The sequence below is a fragment of the Mesorhizobium sp. M0119 genome (assembly GCF_040322615.1).
Lineage (GTDB): Bacteria > Pseudomonadota > Alphaproteobacteria > Rhizobiales > Rhizobiaceae > Mesorhizobium.
In genome coordinates this window covers 1-16255 of sequence record NZ_JAMYTU010000025.1, presented here as the reverse complement: position 1 = coordinate 16255, position 16255 = coordinate 1, and the positions used below count along the sequence as shown (strand labels likewise).

Below are 16255 nucleotides of genomic sequence, written 5' to 3'. Positions count from 1 at the left end.
GATCTCACAGCGCGCCCATGATCTTCTGCTGAAACCCGTAGACCTCGCGCTTGCCGCCGAGCGGCACCAGGGTAACGTCGCGCTCCTGGCCAGGCTCGAAGCGCATCGCGGTGCCGGCTGCGATGTCGAGACGCATGCCGCGGGCCTTGTCGCGATCGAATCTCAGTCCCTCATTGGTCTCGAAGAAGTGGTAATGGCTGCCGACCTGAACCGGCCGATCGCCGCTGTTGGCTACCTTCAAGGTGACCGTCGGCAGTCCCTGGTTCAGTTCGATCTCGCCGCTTGTCGTGATGATTTCACCTGGGATCATTGATTGCCTTCCGTTTCACGGTCGCCGGATCAGGCGGCCTTGCGGGGGCCGCAGCCTTCGGCCTTCAGCACACGTCTGGTGGAGGCCGGATAGTTCTTCAGCATCGCTGCCGGACGGATCGGGCGGGCCGAGAAGTTGCCGCCGCAATTCGGACAGGCGCCGCCGAGCACGTTTTGTGCGCAGTCGGCGCAGAAGGTGCATTCGAAGGTGCAGATCACCGCATCCGTCGCATCGGGCGGCAGATCCTTGTCGCAGCACTCGCAGTTGGGACCCAGCTCAAGCATTTTCCTCTCCTTGGCGGTGTTATCTGATCGGCTCGTGCACGGTCACCAGCTTGGTGCCGTCTGGAAACGTCGCCTCGACCTGCACATCGTGGATCATTTCGGCAATGCCTTCCATCACCTGGGCCCGGGTGACGACATGGGCGCCGGCCTCCATCAGCTCGGCGACCGCGCGGCCGTCGCGGGCACCCTCGACGACGAAATCGGTTATCAGCGCGATCGCTTCCGGATGGTTGAGCTTGACGCCGCGTTCGAGCCGCTTGCGGGCCACGATCGCCGCCATGGCGATCAGCAGCTTGTCTTTCTCCCTCGGCGTCAGATTCATACTTTTTCCTGCAGTGGCACAATCGAAATCAGAGTGACCATAATTTGGGCAGGCCCGCCCGTCCGTTGAGCAATTCGACAAGCGGCACCAGCCGCTTGCGGAGCTGGTAGCCGTCCTCGGCGAACAGCCTCGCAAGAAGCTTGCCAGATTTCCGCACGCTCCAGAAACTGACGCCGCCCTGGTCGCCGACTATGCCCCGGGCCGGCTCGAGCAAAGCCTCTGCCCGCGGCGACACCATCAGCAGCGTCGCCACGGCGACGGCACCGCCGGCAACTGCCGTGCGGTTCAAGGTGGCCGCAATGTCCGGCCCGATGCGGAACTCCTCGGCATGGACCAGCTTCCCGTCCTGGCGGACACGCCAGCGGTCGTGAAAATGGCCTTGCGCTGCCCGTTCACCCATGGCCAGACGGCCGAAGACGGCAGCCTCCAGGATCAGCGCCTCGGCTCCGGCGGCAAGCTCCACGTCAAGCGTGCGGGCAAAGGCCGAGCGGTCGAAGACGATGGTTTCCTGCGGCAGCCAGGCAATATGGCCATCTTCGCCGACGGTCAGCTGCACCCGCACTTCGGCGCGGTCGGATGCGGCGCGGTAGATTTTCTCGCAGGCCTGCGTTGTTATGGTTGCGGAGGCGCCGGCACCGACATCGACCTCCCAGGCGAGACGGTCGCCACCGGTCAGCCCACCGGCAGTGTTGATCAGGACGGCTTCGAGCGGATCGGCCGAGACCGCCGGCATGCGGATCTTGGCCGAACCGTCCTGGTACAGGCGCCGAAGACGCGTGCGGCCTCCGTTCCAGTCGCAGGCAAGCCGCGCGACGCCGGCAACACGCTGGGCCGGCGGCACTGAGGTCAAGCTATATGCGATCGTATCCACGACACCAACGTTAAGCACTGCGGCGGCTTTGTCGATATATAGCTTGTTGCTTGACAGCGTTTCGGTTTCTATAGAGGGAGCCACCTTGGTACGGTCACCGGCGCCCGGCGGGGGTAAAAGGCGACGATGACGACGTAATCGAGGACAAAAGGGGCGCTGATCCGTTGGCGTCGGGAAACGACAGAGTTGGGGAAGAAACCGAATGGCTGACCAGCTGGCAAACGATATCATCGCCAAGATCAAGGCTCATGCCGAGCCGGGCGGCGAGGAAATCACCACCAGTACCGAACTGACCGCCCTTGGCATCCATTCGCTGGAACTGACGGAAATCATCTTCGATCTCGAGGAAGAGTATGGCATCGAAATCGAGATGAACACGGTCGATGCCTGGAGCAATCTGAAGAATGTCGGCGACATGGTCGAGGCGGTTCGCGCGCTGATCGCGAAAAAAGCCTGACTGAATGCACAAGCGCATCGTCATCACGGGCATCGGCGGATTATGCGGCCTCGGCACCAATGCACCGGCAATCTGGAATGAGATGCGCGCCGGCCGTTCGGCAATCGGCGCGATCGACAATCCGCTGCTGCACGATCTGAAGGTCAAGGTCGGCTGCGAAATCAAGGCGCTTCCCGAGCACGGCATCGACCGCAAGCAGGTCGTGTCGATGGACCGCTTCAGCCTTCTGGCGACGATTGCCGCGCGGGAGGCGGCACAGCAGGCGGGATTGAACCCGCACGCGGCCAACACCTACCGGATGGGCACCATCGTCGGCGTCGGCGTCTGCGGCTGGGAGGCAATCGAAGAGAACTATCGCGCCATCCTGCTCGAAGGCAAGAACCGCGCCGGCATCTTCACCGTACCGAAAGTAATGCCGGGCGCAGCCGCCGGCCATGTCAGCATGAATCTTGGTCTGCGCGGGCCGGTGTTCGGCATCACCTCTGCCTGCTCGTCATCCAACCACGCCATTGCCTCGGCGGTCGATCAGATCAGGCTCGGCCGGGCCGACGTCATGGTCGCCGGCGGCACCGATGCGCCGCTGGTCTGGGGCATCCTCAAGGGCTGGGAGGCCCTGCGGGTATTGTCGCCGGACACCTGCCGGCCGTTTTCGGCCGATCGCCAAGGGCTTGTGCTCGGCGAAGGCGCCGGCATGGTGGTGCTGGAAACATATGAGCATGCCATGGCGCGCGGCGCCGCCATCCTTGCCGAAATCGCCGGCGTCGGCCTTTCCGCCGACGCCTCCGACATCGTCGCGCCAACTATCGAAGGGCCGGAGGCGGCGATGCGCTTCTGCCTCGTCGATGCCGGGCTCAATCCGGAGGACGTCGACTATCTCAACGCGCATGGCACCGGCACCAAGGCCAACGACCAGATCGAGACGGCGGCGATCAAGCGTGTCTTCGGCGGCCATGCCTACAAGCTTTCTATCTCCTCGACCAAATCGATGCATGCCCACTGCCTCGGCGCATCCGGCGCGCTGGAAATGATCGCCTGCGTGATGGCGATCCGCGAAGGCATCGTGCCGCCGACCGCCAATTATCGGGAAGCCGACGCCGACTGCGATCTCGACATCACGCCGAACGTGGCGCGCGAACGCACCGTGCGCACTGCGATCAGCAACAGCTTCGCCTTCGGCGGCACCAATGCGGTGCTGGCGGTCAAGGCCGTGTGACCGCACGCCTTGCGGGCCCTTCACCGGGGCCGGCGAAACCTTCCATGCGCATATTGATCACGCCAGGCGTCGCGCCTAACTGTCTGCGACCCGCCATGACCATGCCGCTCGGCGCGGTCCCCGACCAGGAGTTTCGATGACCGATCTGTCCGCGTTTCCGATCGCCAGGCGCTGGCCGGCGAGCCACCCCGACCGCATCCAGCTCTATTCGTTTCCGACGCCGAACGGGGTGAAAGTGTCGATCGCGCTGGAGGAACTTGGCCTGCCGTACGAGCCGCATGCCGTCGACATCGGCAAGAACGAGAGCTGGACCCCGGAATTCCTGTCTTTGAACCCAAACGGCAAGATACCGGCGATGATTGACCCGGACGGCCCGGGCGGACAGCCGATCGGCCTGTTCGAATCCGGCGCCATCCTGCTTTACCTCAGCGACAAGACCGGCAAGCTGGTTCCGGCAGACGCAACGCTGCGTTACGAGACGATCCAGTGGGTGTTCTTCCAGATGGCTTCGATCGGGCCGATGTTCGGCCAAGTCGGTTTCTTCCACAAATTCGCCGGCCGCGAAATCGCCGACAAGCGCCCGCTGGAACGTTATCGCGACGAGTCGCGACGGCTGATCGGCGTCCTCGAAACGAGGCTCAAGGCCCGCAGCTGGATCATGGGCGACGACTACACCATCGCCGACATTTCGATGCTTGGATGGGTGCGCAATCTGATCGGCTTTTACGAGGCACGGGAACTCGTCGGTTTCGACGATTTCCCCAGCGTGGGCGCATGGCTGGAGCGTGGCCTCGCCCGTCCAGCGGTGCAGAGGGGCCTCGCCATTCCGGCCAGAGCCTGATCAAAACCCTGACTGGCCCGGCTATTTTGCCTTGGTCCGGCGTTTCGAGCCCTTGCCGACTACGGAAGCGGCAAGCGACGCCGCACCTTTGGCGGTCGCAAGCACGGCACCAGCGGCGACGTTGGCCGTCGTTTTGACGGTGCGCATTGCGCTGCCGGCGATCGATCCTCTGCTGCCTGCCGGCTTTTTAGGGCTGGCGGCTTTGGGAGTTGCGGCCTTGGCCGCAGCGGGCATCACCTTTTTCGGCGCTGCCTTGCCAAAGCTGGGCTTGGCCGCATCCTTGGAGCGCGTCGCCGCTGCCGGGCCGGCGCTGGTTTTCGCTCGGGTTGCTTTTGATCGTGTTGCCCTGCCCTTGGCGGGCGCAGGCTTTCTTGCCATGGTTTCCATCGACTGTTCCCTCATGCGGCACAATTACCGTGTCCGGGATAACGGCCTGAAAGTTTTAAGGTTCCGGCCGAACAGTCCTTACAGATCAGGCCTGCTCACCGACCACCAGGTCGGCGGGCCGCCGACGGGCAAGCACCCGATCGATGTTCGGCATGTCGTTGGAAGCGATCCAGGCGCGCGCGTCCTCGTCGGACCGGCCGTGCTCGTGCCATCGCTCCAGCAGTCGGCGCTCGAGCTCGGCGCGCGGCACATCGACAAAGATCGAGAAGTCGAACAGCGGCGCCAGCCGCGTCCATGGCTCTTCGTCGAGCAGCAGATAATTGCCTTCGACCAGGATGAATTTGGTCTCGGCGGCGATGATCGCAGCGGCGGCGCGCGACAGCTCCATGCTGCGGTCGAAGACCGGGATGGCGATATCCGGCTCGCCGGCGCGGATGCGCTTCAGCAGCGTTTCGAAGCCGGCAAAATCAAAGGTTTCCGGGGCACCCTTTCGCTGGCGGAGGCCGCGCCGCTCGAGCACGACATCGTCGTAATGGAACCCGTCCATCGGCACGACTTCCGTCGTGCCTTCCGGCAGCAGGTCGTGCAAGCCTGCCGACAATGTCGATTTGCCGGCGCCGGGCGGACCGGCAATGGCAACGACGAAGCGCGGCGCCTTGCCGGCGCGCTTGAAAATGGCAGCAGCGATATGGGCGATTTCTGACATTGGCCCCCTTACGGTGGTTCTGGCGCATTTTGGCGGCAGTTTTCGGAAATTTCAAACGCCGGATTGTGTCAGGCCTTCAATCGGGCCTGGATTGCCCGATCCGCAGGAAATCGCTGTCGAAGCCGACGTCGCGCACGGCGTCGTCAGCCGCCAGGATGCGCATGCGGCCCGGCGAGGTCGTGACGTCGCGCGGCGGCTCGCCGGATGGCCATGGCAGTGCGCCGATGACATGACGGAACGAAAAGCTGCGCCCTTCAGAAAGCGCAAACGCGGTCGCCACGCCTTCGCGCTTAAGCCAGTTGTCGCCGAGCGATGCGGCGTGGCCGACGGCCGTGCGGCCATCCTCGATGCCGAGCACGCCGCGGTGGCGGCCGCTCCATGGCGCATAATCGCGCCCGCCATTGCTGACCCATAGCATTGTGACCGGCAATTCGGCCGGGTTCTTCAGCACCAGCACGAGATCGGCTTCCGCCTGGCGCGCCAGTGCGGTCCAGCCCGGCCCGCCATGGTCGGCCTCGACCAGCGTGACGAAGTCCTCACGCTCCTGGTCCATCCGATAGCCGGTCAGGTCGATCGTGCCGCCGCCGGCGGCGGGAAAGCGCGTCAGGTCGGCGGTTCGCGCTGGGTAGGCAAGCAACGAACGGCCACGAGCCGGATCGGGCTCCGGCGCCTCGTTAGGCGTTGCGGCAAAGCGCTTCGGCGAGAAGGCCAGCCTGCCGCCGGCCGTCATCACCGTCATCGGATGGTGGGCGAGGGGAATGGCGCCGGCGCCGCCGGAAAAGACGTGCTCCTGATAGAGAAAGGGATGATCGTCGCGCAAGGTCAGGATCTTGTCGACGGTTGCGCCCATGACCGGGCGCTGCAGGCGGAAGACGGCGCGCCAGCCATCGGCCGTTGCCGCGCTGTCGACGACGTCCCAGCGACTGTTGGCCGGCCAGCCATGCAAAGGTGCCGCTTCGACGTCGCTGACCGAGAACGGCGCGCAGAGGAAATCGCCGGACAGGTGGACCGTCCCTTCAGGCAGGTCTTTCGGTAGCGTCTCGCGCGGCTCGTCGACCCAGGGTGCGCGATGCAGCGGCTTCAGCCGGCGGCCATCGATCTCGACCGTCATGTCGGCGAGATGGCCGACGGCAAGATCGACCGATACCGAAATGCCCTTCGCCGTGATCGTGACCGTATCCATGTGCACCCTACCGATTCTGCCGGCCCAATTCCGGCCCGATTCTGCCGGCCAACAAAGCCCACTCGCCGCCGGTTGCGCAAGCGCGGTGGCCGGCAATTCGCATCAGACGGCGCCACGTCGGCCTGTGGACAGGGCACCAATCCAGGCCCAGACCGATATTAACCAAATGGACTGTGCCTTTGCGTTAAGATAGCTTCGCCTCGTCTCAGAAACAGCCTGCCTTCGGAACTGACTTGTCCGCCTTCCGGTTCTTTTCGTCCGTCCACAAATGCGTCGCTGTGCTGGCGCTGCTGCTGTTTGCTGCCGGCTGCACGACTGTCACGCCGCCCGACAGCGTGCTGGCGGTACCGGCGCCGCCGCAGAAATATGCCGCCATGGTCATCGATGCCGGCACCGGCAAGACGCTGTTCGAGGTCAATTCGACGGCGCCGCGTTATCCGGCGTCACTGACCAAGATGATGACGCTCTACCTTCTGTTCGAGGCGCTGGATTCTGGCCGCATCAGCAAGGAGACACAAATTCCGGTGTCGGACAACGCCGCCCGGCAGCCGCCGACCAAGCTGCGGTTCAGGCGCGGCGAGACCATCGACGTCGATTCGGCGATCCGCGCCGTCGTCGTCAAATCGGCCAATGACGTGGCGGTCGCCGTCGCCGAATATCTCGGCGGCAGCGAAGAGGGGTTCGCCGGCATGATGACCGCCAAGGCGCGCCAGATCGGCATGAGCAGCACCGTTTTCCGCAACGCCTCGGGCCTGCCGGATGGCGACCAGCACACCAGCGCGCGCGACATGGCGGTGCTCGGCATGGCGCTGCACGCCCGCTTCCCGCAGCATTTCCACTATTTCTCTGAAAGCGACTTCATGTTCCGCGGCAGGCTGGTGCGCGGCCACAACGACATGCTCGGCCGGGTGCGCGGGGTCGACGGCATCAAGACCGGCTACATCAGGGCTTCGGGCTTCAACATCGTCACCTCCTATAATGCGGACGGGCACAGGCTGATCATCGTGGTGATGGGCGCCGACAGCGCGCGCCAGCGCAACGACCACGTCGAGGCGCTGATCCAGCGCAGCCTGTTGCCGACCTCCGAGGCAAAGACGCGGCTGCTGTATGCCGAGGAGCAGTGACAGTTGAAGTCCGAGTGTTGACCGCGTGCGGGTTCAGGCGACAAACGCAGAGCCACCGTTTTGGGCGACACTGCTGAGATACTTTGCCGGCGGCTTGCCAAGCGCTTTCTTGAACATGGTGATGAAGGCGGTGACCGATTCGTAACCGAGATCGGCCGAAACCTGCTGCACGCTGGCGCCGGAGGCCAGCTCGCGCATTGCGACGATCAGGTGCAGTTGCTGGCGCCAGCGCCCGAAGGTCAGCCCTGTCTCTTTCACCACGAGACGTGCGAGACTGCTCTCGCTGAGCGCGACGCGACTGGCCCATTCCGCCAGGGTGCTGCGATCGGCAGGATCTTGCGCCAACGCCGCGGCGATGCGCCTCAAGCGCGGCTCGGACGAGACCGGCAAATGCAGCTGCTGGACAGGCATGCGCGGCAATTCGGATAGCAGTACGCTGGTCAGGAGCTCGCCCCTCGCGTCATCGTCCTCAACGCGATCCGTCAGCTCTATGATGAGCTCGCGCAGCAACGGCGTGATCGAAAGCGTGCAGCACCGGTCCGGCAGGTCGGCAGCTCCCGGTTCGATATAGACGAAGAAAATCCGGGCATTGGCGGTCGCGATATTGCTGTGCTCCATGTCGCCGGGAATCCACACCGCGCAATGCGGCGGCACCATCCACAGGCCGCTGGGGACGCGACATGTGACGCCACCGCCGAGTGCGAAGACGAGTTGCCCTTTGCGGTGGTGGTGGTCCGGCACCTCCGCCCTGGTTTCGGTAACGTCAACGCGCACAGCGATTGCCGGGGCGAGGACATCATCCGGATCGAAAGGCCAGGGGTAGCGGAGAGGCTGTCTCATTGACTGATTTTAGCGATCGACTGCCAAGATATCTAAATTACTCAAACAGGAAAGTCGATAGTTTAGGGATGAGTAACTCAGAAGCCGGCAGGCGGCCTTCCATTTAGTCATGCCCTGCTTGCGTTCTGAACGTCGGACCAACAAGCCCGGCGCACGAAAACAGGCTGGCGTCCGCGACGCAGCAAGAAGGGACGATACCAATGCTCGCCTTGGTCACATCTTCCGACAGCGCCACCGGGTTGCGGCTCGCCGAGCTTGGTGAGCCCGAGCCCGCCCCGCATGAGGCGCTGGTCTCGGTCCGGGCAGTCTCGCTGAACCGCGGCGAACTGCGCCTGCTCAACATCCGTCCGAACGGCTGGGTGCCTGGCCAGGACGTCGCCGGAATTGTCGAGCGCGCCGCGGCCGGCGGCTCCGGGCCGGCCGTCGGCGCCCGGGTTGCGGCTCTGGTCGACGAGGCCGGGTGGGCCGAACGGGTCGCCGTTCCGACCGACCACCTCGCCGTCCTGCCGGACGACGTCAGCTTCGTCTCCGCCGCCACTGTTCCGGTCGCGGGCACGACCGCGCTGCGGACCCTGCGCCTCGGCGGCGACCTGGCCGGCCAGCGGGTCCTGATTACCGGCGCAAGCGGCGCGGTCGGCCGTTTCCAGATCCAGATCGCCCGCCAGCAGGGCGCGTCGGTGGTGGCGGTCGCCGCTGCCCGTCATGCCGACGATCTCCGCGGCCTCGGAGCCGAGCGGGTCGTCGAAACGATCGAGCTGGCCGAAGGACTGTTCTCGCTGATTACCGAATCGGTGGGCGGCGATAGCCTCGCCCACGCGATCGAACGGATCGCGCCCGGCGGGACCGTCGTCATGTTCGGCTTGAGCAGCGGCGAACTCACGCCCATCGGCTTCCGCCAGTTCGTTCCGGGGCACGAAGGCGCGCGGCTGCAGACCTTCGCCTACTACGCTTCCGGTCCGGAGGTTGGCGCCGACATCGCCTCGCTGCTCGCGCTGATCGCAGCCGGCCGGCTCGAAACGCGCGTAGTCCTCACCCTGCCGTGGCGGGACGTCGCCCAGGCCCTAGACGCGCTGCGGCAGCGCAGCATCAGCGGCAAGGCAGTGCTTACCATGACAGAATGAGCAGGCGCGGCCGCCGGACGGGACGATGTCTGTCTCCCCCGGGCTGCTACGGCAACTTGAGCCCGCTGGCGATTGCCCGTTGAAGCCGGCGCCTGCTTCCGCTAAGAAGCCGTGGCTGGCCGGTTTACCGGCTGGTTCGTTTTTGGGATCACCGATCCTGAAGGCACCCGTAGCTCAGCTGGATAGAGCGCTGCCCTCCGAAGGCAGAGGTCACAGGTTCGAATCCTGTCGGGTGCGCCAAATTTGCAAAAGGAAAAGAACCCTAAGTAGATCATATTAAGGAGCGGCGCAGGAAAAGAAATTTTACCGATAATTTTCTAGTATCCTGTTTGCCATTTCTGCTGAAATTTCCTCACCCTTTTTCAGTTCGTATTTTCGTATCGATCGCTCTAGCACCCTCTTGCACTGAATAAATATGTTTCTTGGCGTTAAATCGACCATATGGCCGATGATATCGTCCATGGCCTCATTGCTAAAAGGGTAAAATGTGTCGACGTAAGGTGAATTTTCAGTTCGATAAAAATTCATCTGTGATTTGATAAATTCTCTTGCATGCTGATCATCAAGAGGGCCAACCTCGATGTATGGCCTTGTCATCCTTTTCAGCAGATGAATGGGCATGATCGCCTCGATGAGAGCCGTGGCCGCTGAAAAGCTTAGCAGCAAGGAAAAACGATACGGCAGCTCATTGATTAGTTCGCGAAACCCCGTGAAAAGAAGCTCGCTCTCCGACGCTTTGACGTCAATGAGGATCTCACATTCATCAACAAAAAGATATACGGATTCATATATCCGTTCTTTATCTTTATAGTCTGCTGTAATAACCCGAAAAAATTGACCGAGGACCTTTGCAGCAACAAAATCGGAATCGATCTTGGGAGCGAGCCCTTCCAAATCATATTTCCCCTCACCAGTGAGATAGGAATATACGGCATCAAACTTCTCAGCCCCAACGAGTAACAGATTTATCATGGCACGATCTGGCTCGGCAAATTCTGTCATTGCCGGATCATGAAAAGAGGATTGATCTTTGATTTGATAGCCAGTGCCAGCCACTTTCTGGTCTACTATACTCTGATAAATCGTTTTTAACTTCTTGCAACAATCTCTTATGGCGTCTTTCCCTATATCCCTCATTATGTACTTGTAAATTTCCAAAAAGTTTATTTTGGATGCGACCCGCGGCCGCTCTAAGTAAATCGCGAGGGAATTGAATTGGTCATTGGTCGCCACATATGTTTTTAGGAATTGAAGCGCATGGCTCTTCCCTGCCCCATACTCCCCGTAGACAATAGCAAACTCAGTTACTCCAATGTCGCGCGCTCTAACGCCTTTGACTAAGTCGACAAGCTCGTCTTTAAGCTCACCTCGGCCCGCCCAATTATGGACTGGCCCGTTTGGAACCATAGGAAATGGGTCTTGCTTCAGATCGAATGTTTCAAGCATCACGTTGTCTCCTCCACCCCTTCCGGCATCTTCAAATTCACCCATGCTGAATACGGGAACGCCCCTTTGTCGCGCAACCGGGCAATCTCGCGATGGCACGGAGTCTCATTGCCAACACCTTCGAATTCAGCCATTAATTCGTCATTGCGTTCAAGCCCTCCAATAGTGAAATTCGATGACCCGACAAAATTCCTAAAGTATCCCTTAACATACTCAAAATGGTACATTTTTGCATGCAGATACGGTTGAGTTCTGATGTATATATCTACGTCATCACGCATTAGGAACTTCGCCGTCTCGATAGTCATCGCGTTAGCTTTGCCAGGCGGCCTCGTAATTATTTCGATCTTTTTTACGCCACGAGTCCTTAGGTGCCTGCAGAAACCTGAAATCTCTTTAAACGGCTCAGGCAACCCATCAAAATATGGCGAGCAGATTATAGCATGACCGATTTCATCGCTTAAGGAAGAAACAAACCTTTTCCAAAAACTCCTTGTCATGTGTATATCTTGAAACGTTATCCTAGATCTTGTGTCCATCGAATATCCCCAAGCCGTTGATTCACTACTTTGTAATAGCCAATCTGCCCCACCTTTGCAGAAAGTCTCTGGAAATTACCCTTATACATCTTGAAAAGGTCATCCATAATGCCGGGCCACTCGTAGTTAACGCCGTCACGATATGACCTGTACTCTATGTAAGCGATGGGTAAGTCCAGGGGAGCTTGGGACGCATGAACTAGCTTTGCGCTTGTGTAGGCGGCTACCATCAGACGTGCTGTGTCTCTGACAATTTCCATGCGACTTGTGGACTTACGAGGGGTTATCGACGGCACTATTTTGAGTTCGTCCTCAAATGGCCCGGCTGCCCGATTTGCCGGATCGATCCGTAGAAGAGTTTGAACCTCGCGTTCAGGTCCAAGCCAGAAATATGAGCCTGATGGACTTAGCGCCGAATGGACGGCCTTTCCAAAACTAGTGAGTTGCCCGCTCGTGTGATCGGCAAGCCCGAGATAATCTAGCCAGCCGCGCCGCGGAGTGACGTGGTGCCGGGCGGTATTGAGGGTAATCGGTTCTATATCGTAGCGGCCGATGGCACTTTTGTCCTTTCGGATCCACGGGATATGAGAGACCATACGGTCAAGGAGCTGTCTCTCAGGGAAGGCACGCTCTAGCCACCGCAGCCGCGCTTGCCGCAATCTACTGAAACTGCTCAAATAGTAAGCTTTGATATCCCCTCTAGTGCCGGAGTGTAAGTACTCAAGAATTATGGCGATGGTATCAGAATCCGCTAATAATATTACTTTCAATAGAAAGTATTTATAAAATCTCAAATCCCCCGACGCCTTGGCACCAAGTAGTGACCTCCCTATCATCGTCGGCGCCACTTTGTGAATTTTACTTGCTCGAGGAGATACTACGCTAATTATCTGAAGCGATGAGGCTATGTTTACAGCCTCAGCCAAGTATTTATCTTCCAGATCGCCGCTCACGTCATTTGCTGTAAGGTGCAAATGTGATACAACTTCCGTCAGGTAGGCGGATGGTGTGGCTGTAAAGTAGTCCAGAATTGATACCGTTCTGTCCAAATCGTAAGCCGCTGCCGTATATCCTATGTGGCGAGACAGAGACTTCGCCAGCTTTTTTTCCAACTCTTCCCGCGACTTGTACATAATCAACCTGGAGTGTTACCACCATGGGCGGTGGCCCTAGGTCTAATATGGCAGAGAAACACGCGACCACTTGAAGCGTCTGCAACAAGCGCCTCGCCAGGGCTTAGTGATCGGACTACGTCGGCAATGTTTGGCGACCTTGCGCTATCGATGTCATAGTCAACGGCTGTCCTAGTTGGCATTCGCGCCGTCGCAGCTGAAAGATCGATCTCAAATCCGAGCGTATGGGTCAGAGTCAAATCAACTTGGCTCATGAGCCGATTATCGACAGCCGAAGGTTGTTGGGTCGCGAAAACGAGCGACAATCCTGCGTCCCGGCCACGCTTTACATAATCGATCATTGGGCCGGTCGCCGGTGTCGATGCACCTGAGGGAACAAGCACGTGCGCTTCGTCCAGCACGAGCCACAATCTTCGCGCCAGTTTTTCACTATCAACCATAGACGTGTTTGTTCTCAATGCTATTTTTCGAGCCTGCTGAATACGCCCCATTCTGTCTGCTACGAGACGCGCTATCACGCCCACAATTAGCGCTCGGATAGAATCGTGCAGATTTCGCATGAGAATGACGGATAGCGTTCCCGGCGCCAGCAGCTGGTCAACTTCTAGCCCCTCTGCGTTGATTACGCCCGCTTCCTGGAGAGATATTAGACGCCAACGAAGACCGTCCACTGTGCCTTGCTGATAGTTCTGTAGGACTCCTGCGGAACATCGGTCTACTAGTTCTGCAGGAGTGGCGTCAGTCGCATTTTCGAGCAGCGAAATCAGCGCTTGGCCCATTGGGCTAAATCGATCAAGTTCAAGTATCGACAACCAATCGGCTTTTGTTAGCTGTGCTGGAGAAAGCGACAACGGCCTTGCGTTGGGAACCTGGGTGTCGCTTCCGTTGGGTATCCAGATTTGAAGCCCGTTTACTGAGTTGGGACTAATACCCCACTTCTCTAGAGCTTGGCGGTGGCTGGCATCCTGCGGGATGGTTGCCTGCGGTTCATGTTGCAAGGTCCAGAATTGGTCCTGTATGTCGAAGATTATCGCAGCTTGTCCGCTATTCGGCGTACCCCACATTAGCTCATCTAGAAACAACCCTTCCACAAATACGCCGAGGTCAAAGCTTTTTCCACTCCCTCTTGATCCAAAAATACCGACTACGTGAGGAAACTTCACATCGATATATACATCGTAGTCTAATATATTTGCGCTTCTTCCACTTTCCAGTACTTTTCCCATGAACAAAGCAGAGAGCGCGTCCGAATCCCGCGATCCGACTAATACCCGTTTAAGCTTGTGATCTATCGTAAATGAAAGAGGCTCTGCCGTTCCAAATTTTGTTTTAGTAAAGACCTTGCGATAAGCGTGTGATCTCGTCATTGCTTGATTGATCCAATAGCTTCGGCTCGTCCCCTCGCCTCAATAGAACCACTTGATTCGGGGAGAGCACCGCAAGCAGCCTTTCATATGCAGCTGAAGCCACTACAACCGCAACATTGTAACGCTTCGCAAGACGTTGGAGCCCTCTACAAACAGCGAGGACATTGTACCTATCCAATGTTTCGCAGAAATTATCGACTATCAGAATATTTGGAACCGTCAAAAAAGAAAGGGCAAGTTGAAGCCGATAGGCTTGTCCGACGCTCAGGCTAGCGATGGGCCGGACAAATAGCTGCGGCTCAGCGAGCCCAGCGCTCGCGTTTACATCTAAGAACTCTTTCAGCGACGTTTTCCCGAGGTATGAAATGGCCGTCCGTTTTCGATCGATCTCCGCTAAGTTCTGAATCAACGGCGACCCGTCGACTTGGCCCGAGTAAAGCAATTCAAGGCCCTCTGTGGTGCTTGCGGACCTTAAATCATCACTTGCCCCAGAGTCGCGGCAAATTGAATAGATGGCAGATAGGAAGAGGCTTTTTCCAGAACCACTGGCTCCACATATCAACGTTATCTCACCAGATCGGAGATCGATCGAGAAATCAGAGGATACCTTCGTGCTCAATCTTTTTCCAACGAATCCAAAGGTGTCTTGAAGGGCTCGTGCATTTGAGGACTGGCTGATATCAGCATAGGCCTCAGCTCTAAGTTTTGAGATGCGCCATACACGTGGCGACTCTGGCAATTTGGTGCGTACGCCCGGTTTAGCTTGTAAAGCCGCCCTGTTACGGACGTACGTCCTCGCGACGGCATTGAGACCGGCGACGTACGTTGGCTTTGGCCTTCTGCTAACTCGGTATAAGGCTTCCCATGTCACTTGGTCTAGCACCCCAGGATCATGCCTGAGATTATCCAAAATTGCTGCAAGCGGCGTCCCACTTTTTTTCATAAATTGAAGTACTTTTTCGGCATACCCTCGTTGCATAGTCATAACACCACCGCCTCCTTGAGGCATTATACCCTCTGGGGAGAGTGCTTTTCGAACTAGATACTTCATATCTTTGTCCAAGCGGTGCTCATTTCCTTCTGTATTACCGGCAAAAACAAAATCCTCTCCCGACACGAACGGGTAATATCTGAGCATTTCGGCCGTTATTTCGAGAAATCTAGCTCTATAACCACCGTAATGCCACCGAAGAGCTGTATAGTTGAGTGCCGCCGCTAGAAAAAGCTTAGACAGCCCCAATCCACGAATCTCTGGGTGAACAACAACTCGTGAAATACGAGCAATAATGTTTGAGTACTTTATGCTAGCGCCTCTATTCCAAGTGGTCCACGCGAGCCCACCTGGCTCTTGGTAGGGAGCATTAAAGAAATCTCTACGTGCAGTATTTGCAATCATACTTGATGTAATTTCAATGAATCCCAGAACTTCCGGGAGGTCCCATAAATCTGACCTTGCAATTAACGGAACCACCCTTCCCGCGCCTCCACCACCGCGATAATGGAATCTCTTCAGGCCCTCATATTTTTCGAGCTCTTCATTTGTCTCGATCTCTTTAAATGTGATATCAATGTTTCTTCCAGCTATCTTGAATTCTTTTTCCAAGCGCCATGGCGTAGATGGAATAAACGTCTGATCGTTCTTGACGAAAACTTCTAGCTCGCCATTATTATCGAACCTTACGAAGTCGTTTTTTCCAATTGGAATATACCTGCGAGCCCTGACGGACGACCCATCCGACAGTTTGATCACGGTCTCCATCTTATGCAGTGTTCTAGAGCGTACAGCGAGCATATCGTCTCGATATTCGATGCGGAGATGGATCAAGGAATCGGGCCATTTTGAGTCAGGCTCCTTGTACGCTGATACGCTAGCGCGCCACAATTGCCTTGGCCAAGCAGTCAGAGCACTTTTGCCTTGGAGAATGTAAGTGTGCCTTACGTGGCGTTGAGGCTTGCGGCTCCGACGCAGACGCCTGCTGACAGGTTGGTCATTCTAATCTGTCAGGTGCGTCAACTGTAAGCGCTATTTTCGCTGCACGTTGACGCGAGCGCTTTCGACGGAGGCCTTCGAATCGGGAACGGTATCTGGTCTGATCAGGCTGCTGTTGCTT

The 16255-nt window shown here is 58.4% G+C and carries 18 protein-coding genes and 1 tRNA gene; 6 read left to right on the top strand and 13 right to left on the bottom strand.

Features of this window, described 5'->3' with window-relative positions; translation table 11 throughout:
* Positions 1–4: 4 nt before the first annotated feature.
* Genes NKJ40_RS21465 through NKJ40_RS21450 form a run of 4 tightly spaced genes read right to left on the bottom strand, consistent with a single transcriptional unit; the run spans position 5 to position 1766 of the window.
* Entirely contained in the window at positions 5–310 is a 306-nt protein-coding gene (locus NKJ40_RS21465) for an urease subunit beta (RefSeq protein ID WP_352467772.1), read from the bottom strand.
* A gap of 29 nt (positions 311–339) precedes the next feature.
* Positions 340–594 (bottom strand): DUF1272 domain-containing protein, encoded by a 255-nt coding sequence (locus NKJ40_RS21460; protein ID WP_352467771.1) that lies wholly within the window; start codon positions 592–594, stop codon positions 340–342.
* 19 nt (positions 595–613) lie between these two features.
* A complete protein-coding gene (locus NKJ40_RS21455; RefSeq protein ID WP_023677011.1) occupies positions 614–916 on the bottom strand; it encodes an urease subunit gamma in 303 nt (100 codons plus the stop codon).
* Positions 917–944: 28 nt separating this feature from the next.
* Entirely contained in the window at positions 945–1766 is an 822-nt protein-coding gene (locus tag NKJ40_RS21450) for an urease accessory protein UreD (protein WP_502903737.1), read from the bottom strand.
* Between the two features lie 223 nt (positions 1767–1989).
* Here NKJ40_RS21450 and NKJ40_RS21445 point away from each other — a divergent pair, with 223 nt between their 5' ends.
* The 3 genes from NKJ40_RS21445 (at position 1990) to NKJ40_RS21435 (ending at position 4298) form a co-directional block, all read left to right on the top strand.
* Complete coding sequence (locus NKJ40_RS21445) at positions 1990–2244, top strand: acyl carrier protein (RefSeq protein WP_023677013.1); 255 nt, start codon at positions 1990–1992, stop codon at positions 2242–2244.
* Between the two features lie 4 nt (positions 2245–2248).
* Entirely contained in the window at positions 2249–3457 is a 1209-nt protein-coding gene (locus NKJ40_RS21440; protein ID WP_352467770.1) for a beta-ketoacyl-[acyl-carrier-protein] synthase family protein, read from the top strand.
* A 136-nt stretch (positions 3458–3593) separates the two neighbouring features.
* A complete protein-coding gene (locus NKJ40_RS21435; protein ID WP_352467768.1) occupies positions 3594–4298 on the top strand; it encodes a glutathione S-transferase family protein in 705 nt (234 codons plus the stop codon).
* 21 nt (positions 4299–4319) lie between these two features.
* Here the strand turns inward: NKJ40_RS21435 and NKJ40_RS21430 are convergent, their stop codons facing one another.
* The 3 genes from NKJ40_RS21430 to NKJ40_RS21420 form a co-directional block, all read right to left on the bottom strand.
* The gene (locus NKJ40_RS21430) at positions 4320–4685 is read right to left on the bottom strand and encodes a hypothetical protein (protein WP_352467767.1); all 366 of its coding nucleotides are present in this window, start codon (positions 4683–4685) and stop codon (positions 4320–4322) included.
* Between the two features lie 85 nt (positions 4686–4770).
* Complete coding sequence (locus NKJ40_RS21425; protein ID WP_352467765.1) at positions 4771–5391, bottom strand: nucleoside triphosphate hydrolase; 621 nt, start codon at positions 5389–5391, stop codon at positions 4771–4773.
* A 76-nt stretch (positions 5392–5467) separates the two neighbouring features.
* Positions 5468–6574 (bottom strand): hypothetical protein, encoded by a 1107-nt coding sequence (locus NKJ40_RS21420; RefSeq protein ID WP_352467764.1) that lies wholly within the window; start codon positions 6572–6574, stop codon positions 5468–5470.
* Between the two features lie 233 nt (positions 6575–6807).
* Here NKJ40_RS21420 and NKJ40_RS21415 point away from each other — a divergent pair, with 233 nt between their 5' ends.
* A complete protein-coding gene (locus NKJ40_RS21415; protein WP_352467763.1) occupies positions 6808–7698 on the top strand; it encodes a D-alanyl-D-alanine carboxypeptidase family protein in 891 nt (296 codons plus the stop codon).
* Positions 7699–7731: 33 nt separating this feature from the next.
* On the opposite strand, the gene NKJ40_RS21410 is transcribed toward NKJ40_RS21415, so the two are convergent.
* Positions 7732–8538, bottom strand: coding sequence for an AraC family transcriptional regulator (locus NKJ40_RS21410; protein ID WP_352467762.1), 807 nt, complete (start codon positions 8536–8538; stop codon positions 7732–7734).
* Between the two features lie 200 nt (positions 8539–8738).
* On the opposite strand from NKJ40_RS21410, the gene NKJ40_RS21405 reads away from it, so the two are divergent.
* Entirely contained in the window at positions 8739–9659 is a 921-nt protein-coding gene (locus NKJ40_RS21405; RefSeq protein ID WP_352467761.1) for a zinc-binding dehydrogenase, read from the top strand.
* A gap of 163 nt (positions 9660–9822) precedes the next feature.
* Positions 9823–9899: transfer RNA gene (locus tag NKJ40_RS21400), tRNA-Arg, on the top strand.
* A gap of 63 nt (positions 9900–9962) precedes the next feature.
* On the opposite strand, the gene NKJ40_RS21395 is transcribed toward NKJ40_RS21400, so the two are convergent.
* From NKJ40_RS21395 to NKJ40_RS21375, 5 genes are read right to left on the bottom strand one after another with little or no spacing between them, the layout of a single operon-like run.
* Positions 9963–11105: a hypothetical protein gene (locus NKJ40_RS21395; RefSeq protein ID WP_352467760.1), complete on the bottom strand. Its 1143-nt coding sequence runs from the start codon at positions 11103–11105 to the stop codon at positions 9963–9965.
* Positions 11105–11605, bottom strand: a complete 501-nt coding sequence (locus NKJ40_RS21390; protein WP_352467759.1) for a phospholipase D-like domain-containing protein — start codon at positions 11603–11605, stop codon at positions 11105–11107. The genes NKJ40_RS21395 and NKJ40_RS21390 overlap by 1 nt, the downstream gene beginning before the upstream one ends.
* Positions 11606–11622: 17 nt before the next feature.
* On the bottom strand, positions 11623–12756 hold the full coding sequence (locus NKJ40_RS21385; RefSeq protein WP_352467758.1) for a hypothetical protein: 1134 nt from the start codon (positions 12754–12756) through the stop codon (positions 11623–11625).
* A 23-nt stretch (positions 12757–12779) separates the two neighbouring features.
* Positions 12780–14144, bottom strand: coding sequence for an ATP-binding protein (locus NKJ40_RS21380; RefSeq protein WP_352467757.1), 1365 nt, complete (start codon positions 14142–14144; stop codon positions 12780–12782).
* Positions 14107–15903, bottom strand: a complete 1797-nt coding sequence (locus NKJ40_RS21375) for an ATP-binding cassette domain-containing protein (RefSeq protein WP_352467756.1) — start codon at positions 15901–15903, stop codon at positions 14107–14109. Before NKJ40_RS21375 ends, NKJ40_RS21380 begins: the two co-directional genes overlap by 38 nt.
* Positions 15904–16255: the final 352 nt, after the last annotated feature.

What these genes read in the sequence shown, in the direction of transcription:
- NKJ40_RS21390 (WP_352467759.1), bottom strand. Translation starts at nt 11,605, where the DNA reads ATGACAAGGAGTTTTTGGAAAAGGTTTGTTTCTTCCTTAAGCGATGAA.
- NKJ40_RS21460 (WP_352467771.1), bottom strand. Translation starts at nt 594, where the DNA reads ATGCTTGAGCTGGGTCCCAACTGCGAGTGCTGCGACAAGGATCTGCCG.
- NKJ40_RS21425 (WP_352467765.1), bottom strand. Translation starts at nt 5,391, where the DNA reads ATGTCAGAAATCGCCCATATCGCTGCTGCCATTTTCAAGCGCGCCGGC.
- NKJ40_RS21420 (WP_352467764.1), bottom strand. Translation starts at nt 6,574, where the DNA reads ATGGATACGGTCACGATCACGGCGAAGGGCATTTCGGTATCGGTCGAT.
- NKJ40_RS21445 (WP_023677013.1), top strand. Translation starts at nt 1,990, where the DNA reads ATGGCTGACCAGCTGGCAAACGATATCATCGCCAAGATCAAGGCTCAT.
- NKJ40_RS21435 (WP_352467768.1), top strand. Translation starts at nt 3,594, where the DNA reads ATGACCGATCTGTCCGCGTTTCCGATCGCCAGGCGCTGGCCGGCGAGC.
- NKJ40_RS21440 (WP_352467770.1), top strand. Translation starts at nt 2,249, where the DNA reads ATGCACAAGCGCATCGTCATCACGGGCATCGGCGGATTATGCGGCCTC.
- NKJ40_RS21380 (WP_352467757.1), bottom strand. Translation starts at nt 14,144, where the DNA reads ATGACGAGATCACACGCTTATCGCAAGGTCTTTACTAAAACAAAATTT.
- NKJ40_RS21375 (WP_352467756.1), bottom strand. Translation starts at nt 15,903, where the DNA reads ATGGAGACCGTGATCAAACTGTCGGATGGGTCGTCCGTCAGGGCTCGC.
- NKJ40_RS21395 (WP_352467760.1), bottom strand. Translation starts at nt 11,105, where the DNA reads ATGCTTGAAACATTCGATCTGAAGCAAGACCCATTTCCTATGGTTCCA.
- NKJ40_RS21405 (WP_352467761.1), top strand. Translation starts at nt 8,739, where the DNA reads ATGCTCGCCTTGGTCACATCTTCCGACAGCGCCACCGGGTTGCGGCTC.
- NKJ40_RS21465 (WP_352467772.1), bottom strand. Translation starts at nt 310, where the DNA reads ATGATCCCAGGTGAAATCATCACGACAAGCGGCGAGATCGAACTGAAC.
- NKJ40_RS21410 (WP_352467762.1), bottom strand. Translation starts at nt 8,538, where the DNA reads ATGAGACAGCCTCTCCGCTACCCCTGGCCTTTCGATCCGGATGATGTC.
- NKJ40_RS21430 (WP_352467767.1), bottom strand. Translation starts at nt 4,685, where the DNA reads ATGGAAACCATGGCAAGAAAGCCTGCGCCCGCCAAGGGCAGGGCAACA.
- NKJ40_RS21455 (WP_023677011.1), bottom strand. Translation starts at nt 916, where the DNA reads ATGAATCTGACGCCGAGGGAGAAAGACAAGCTGCTGATCGCCATGGCG.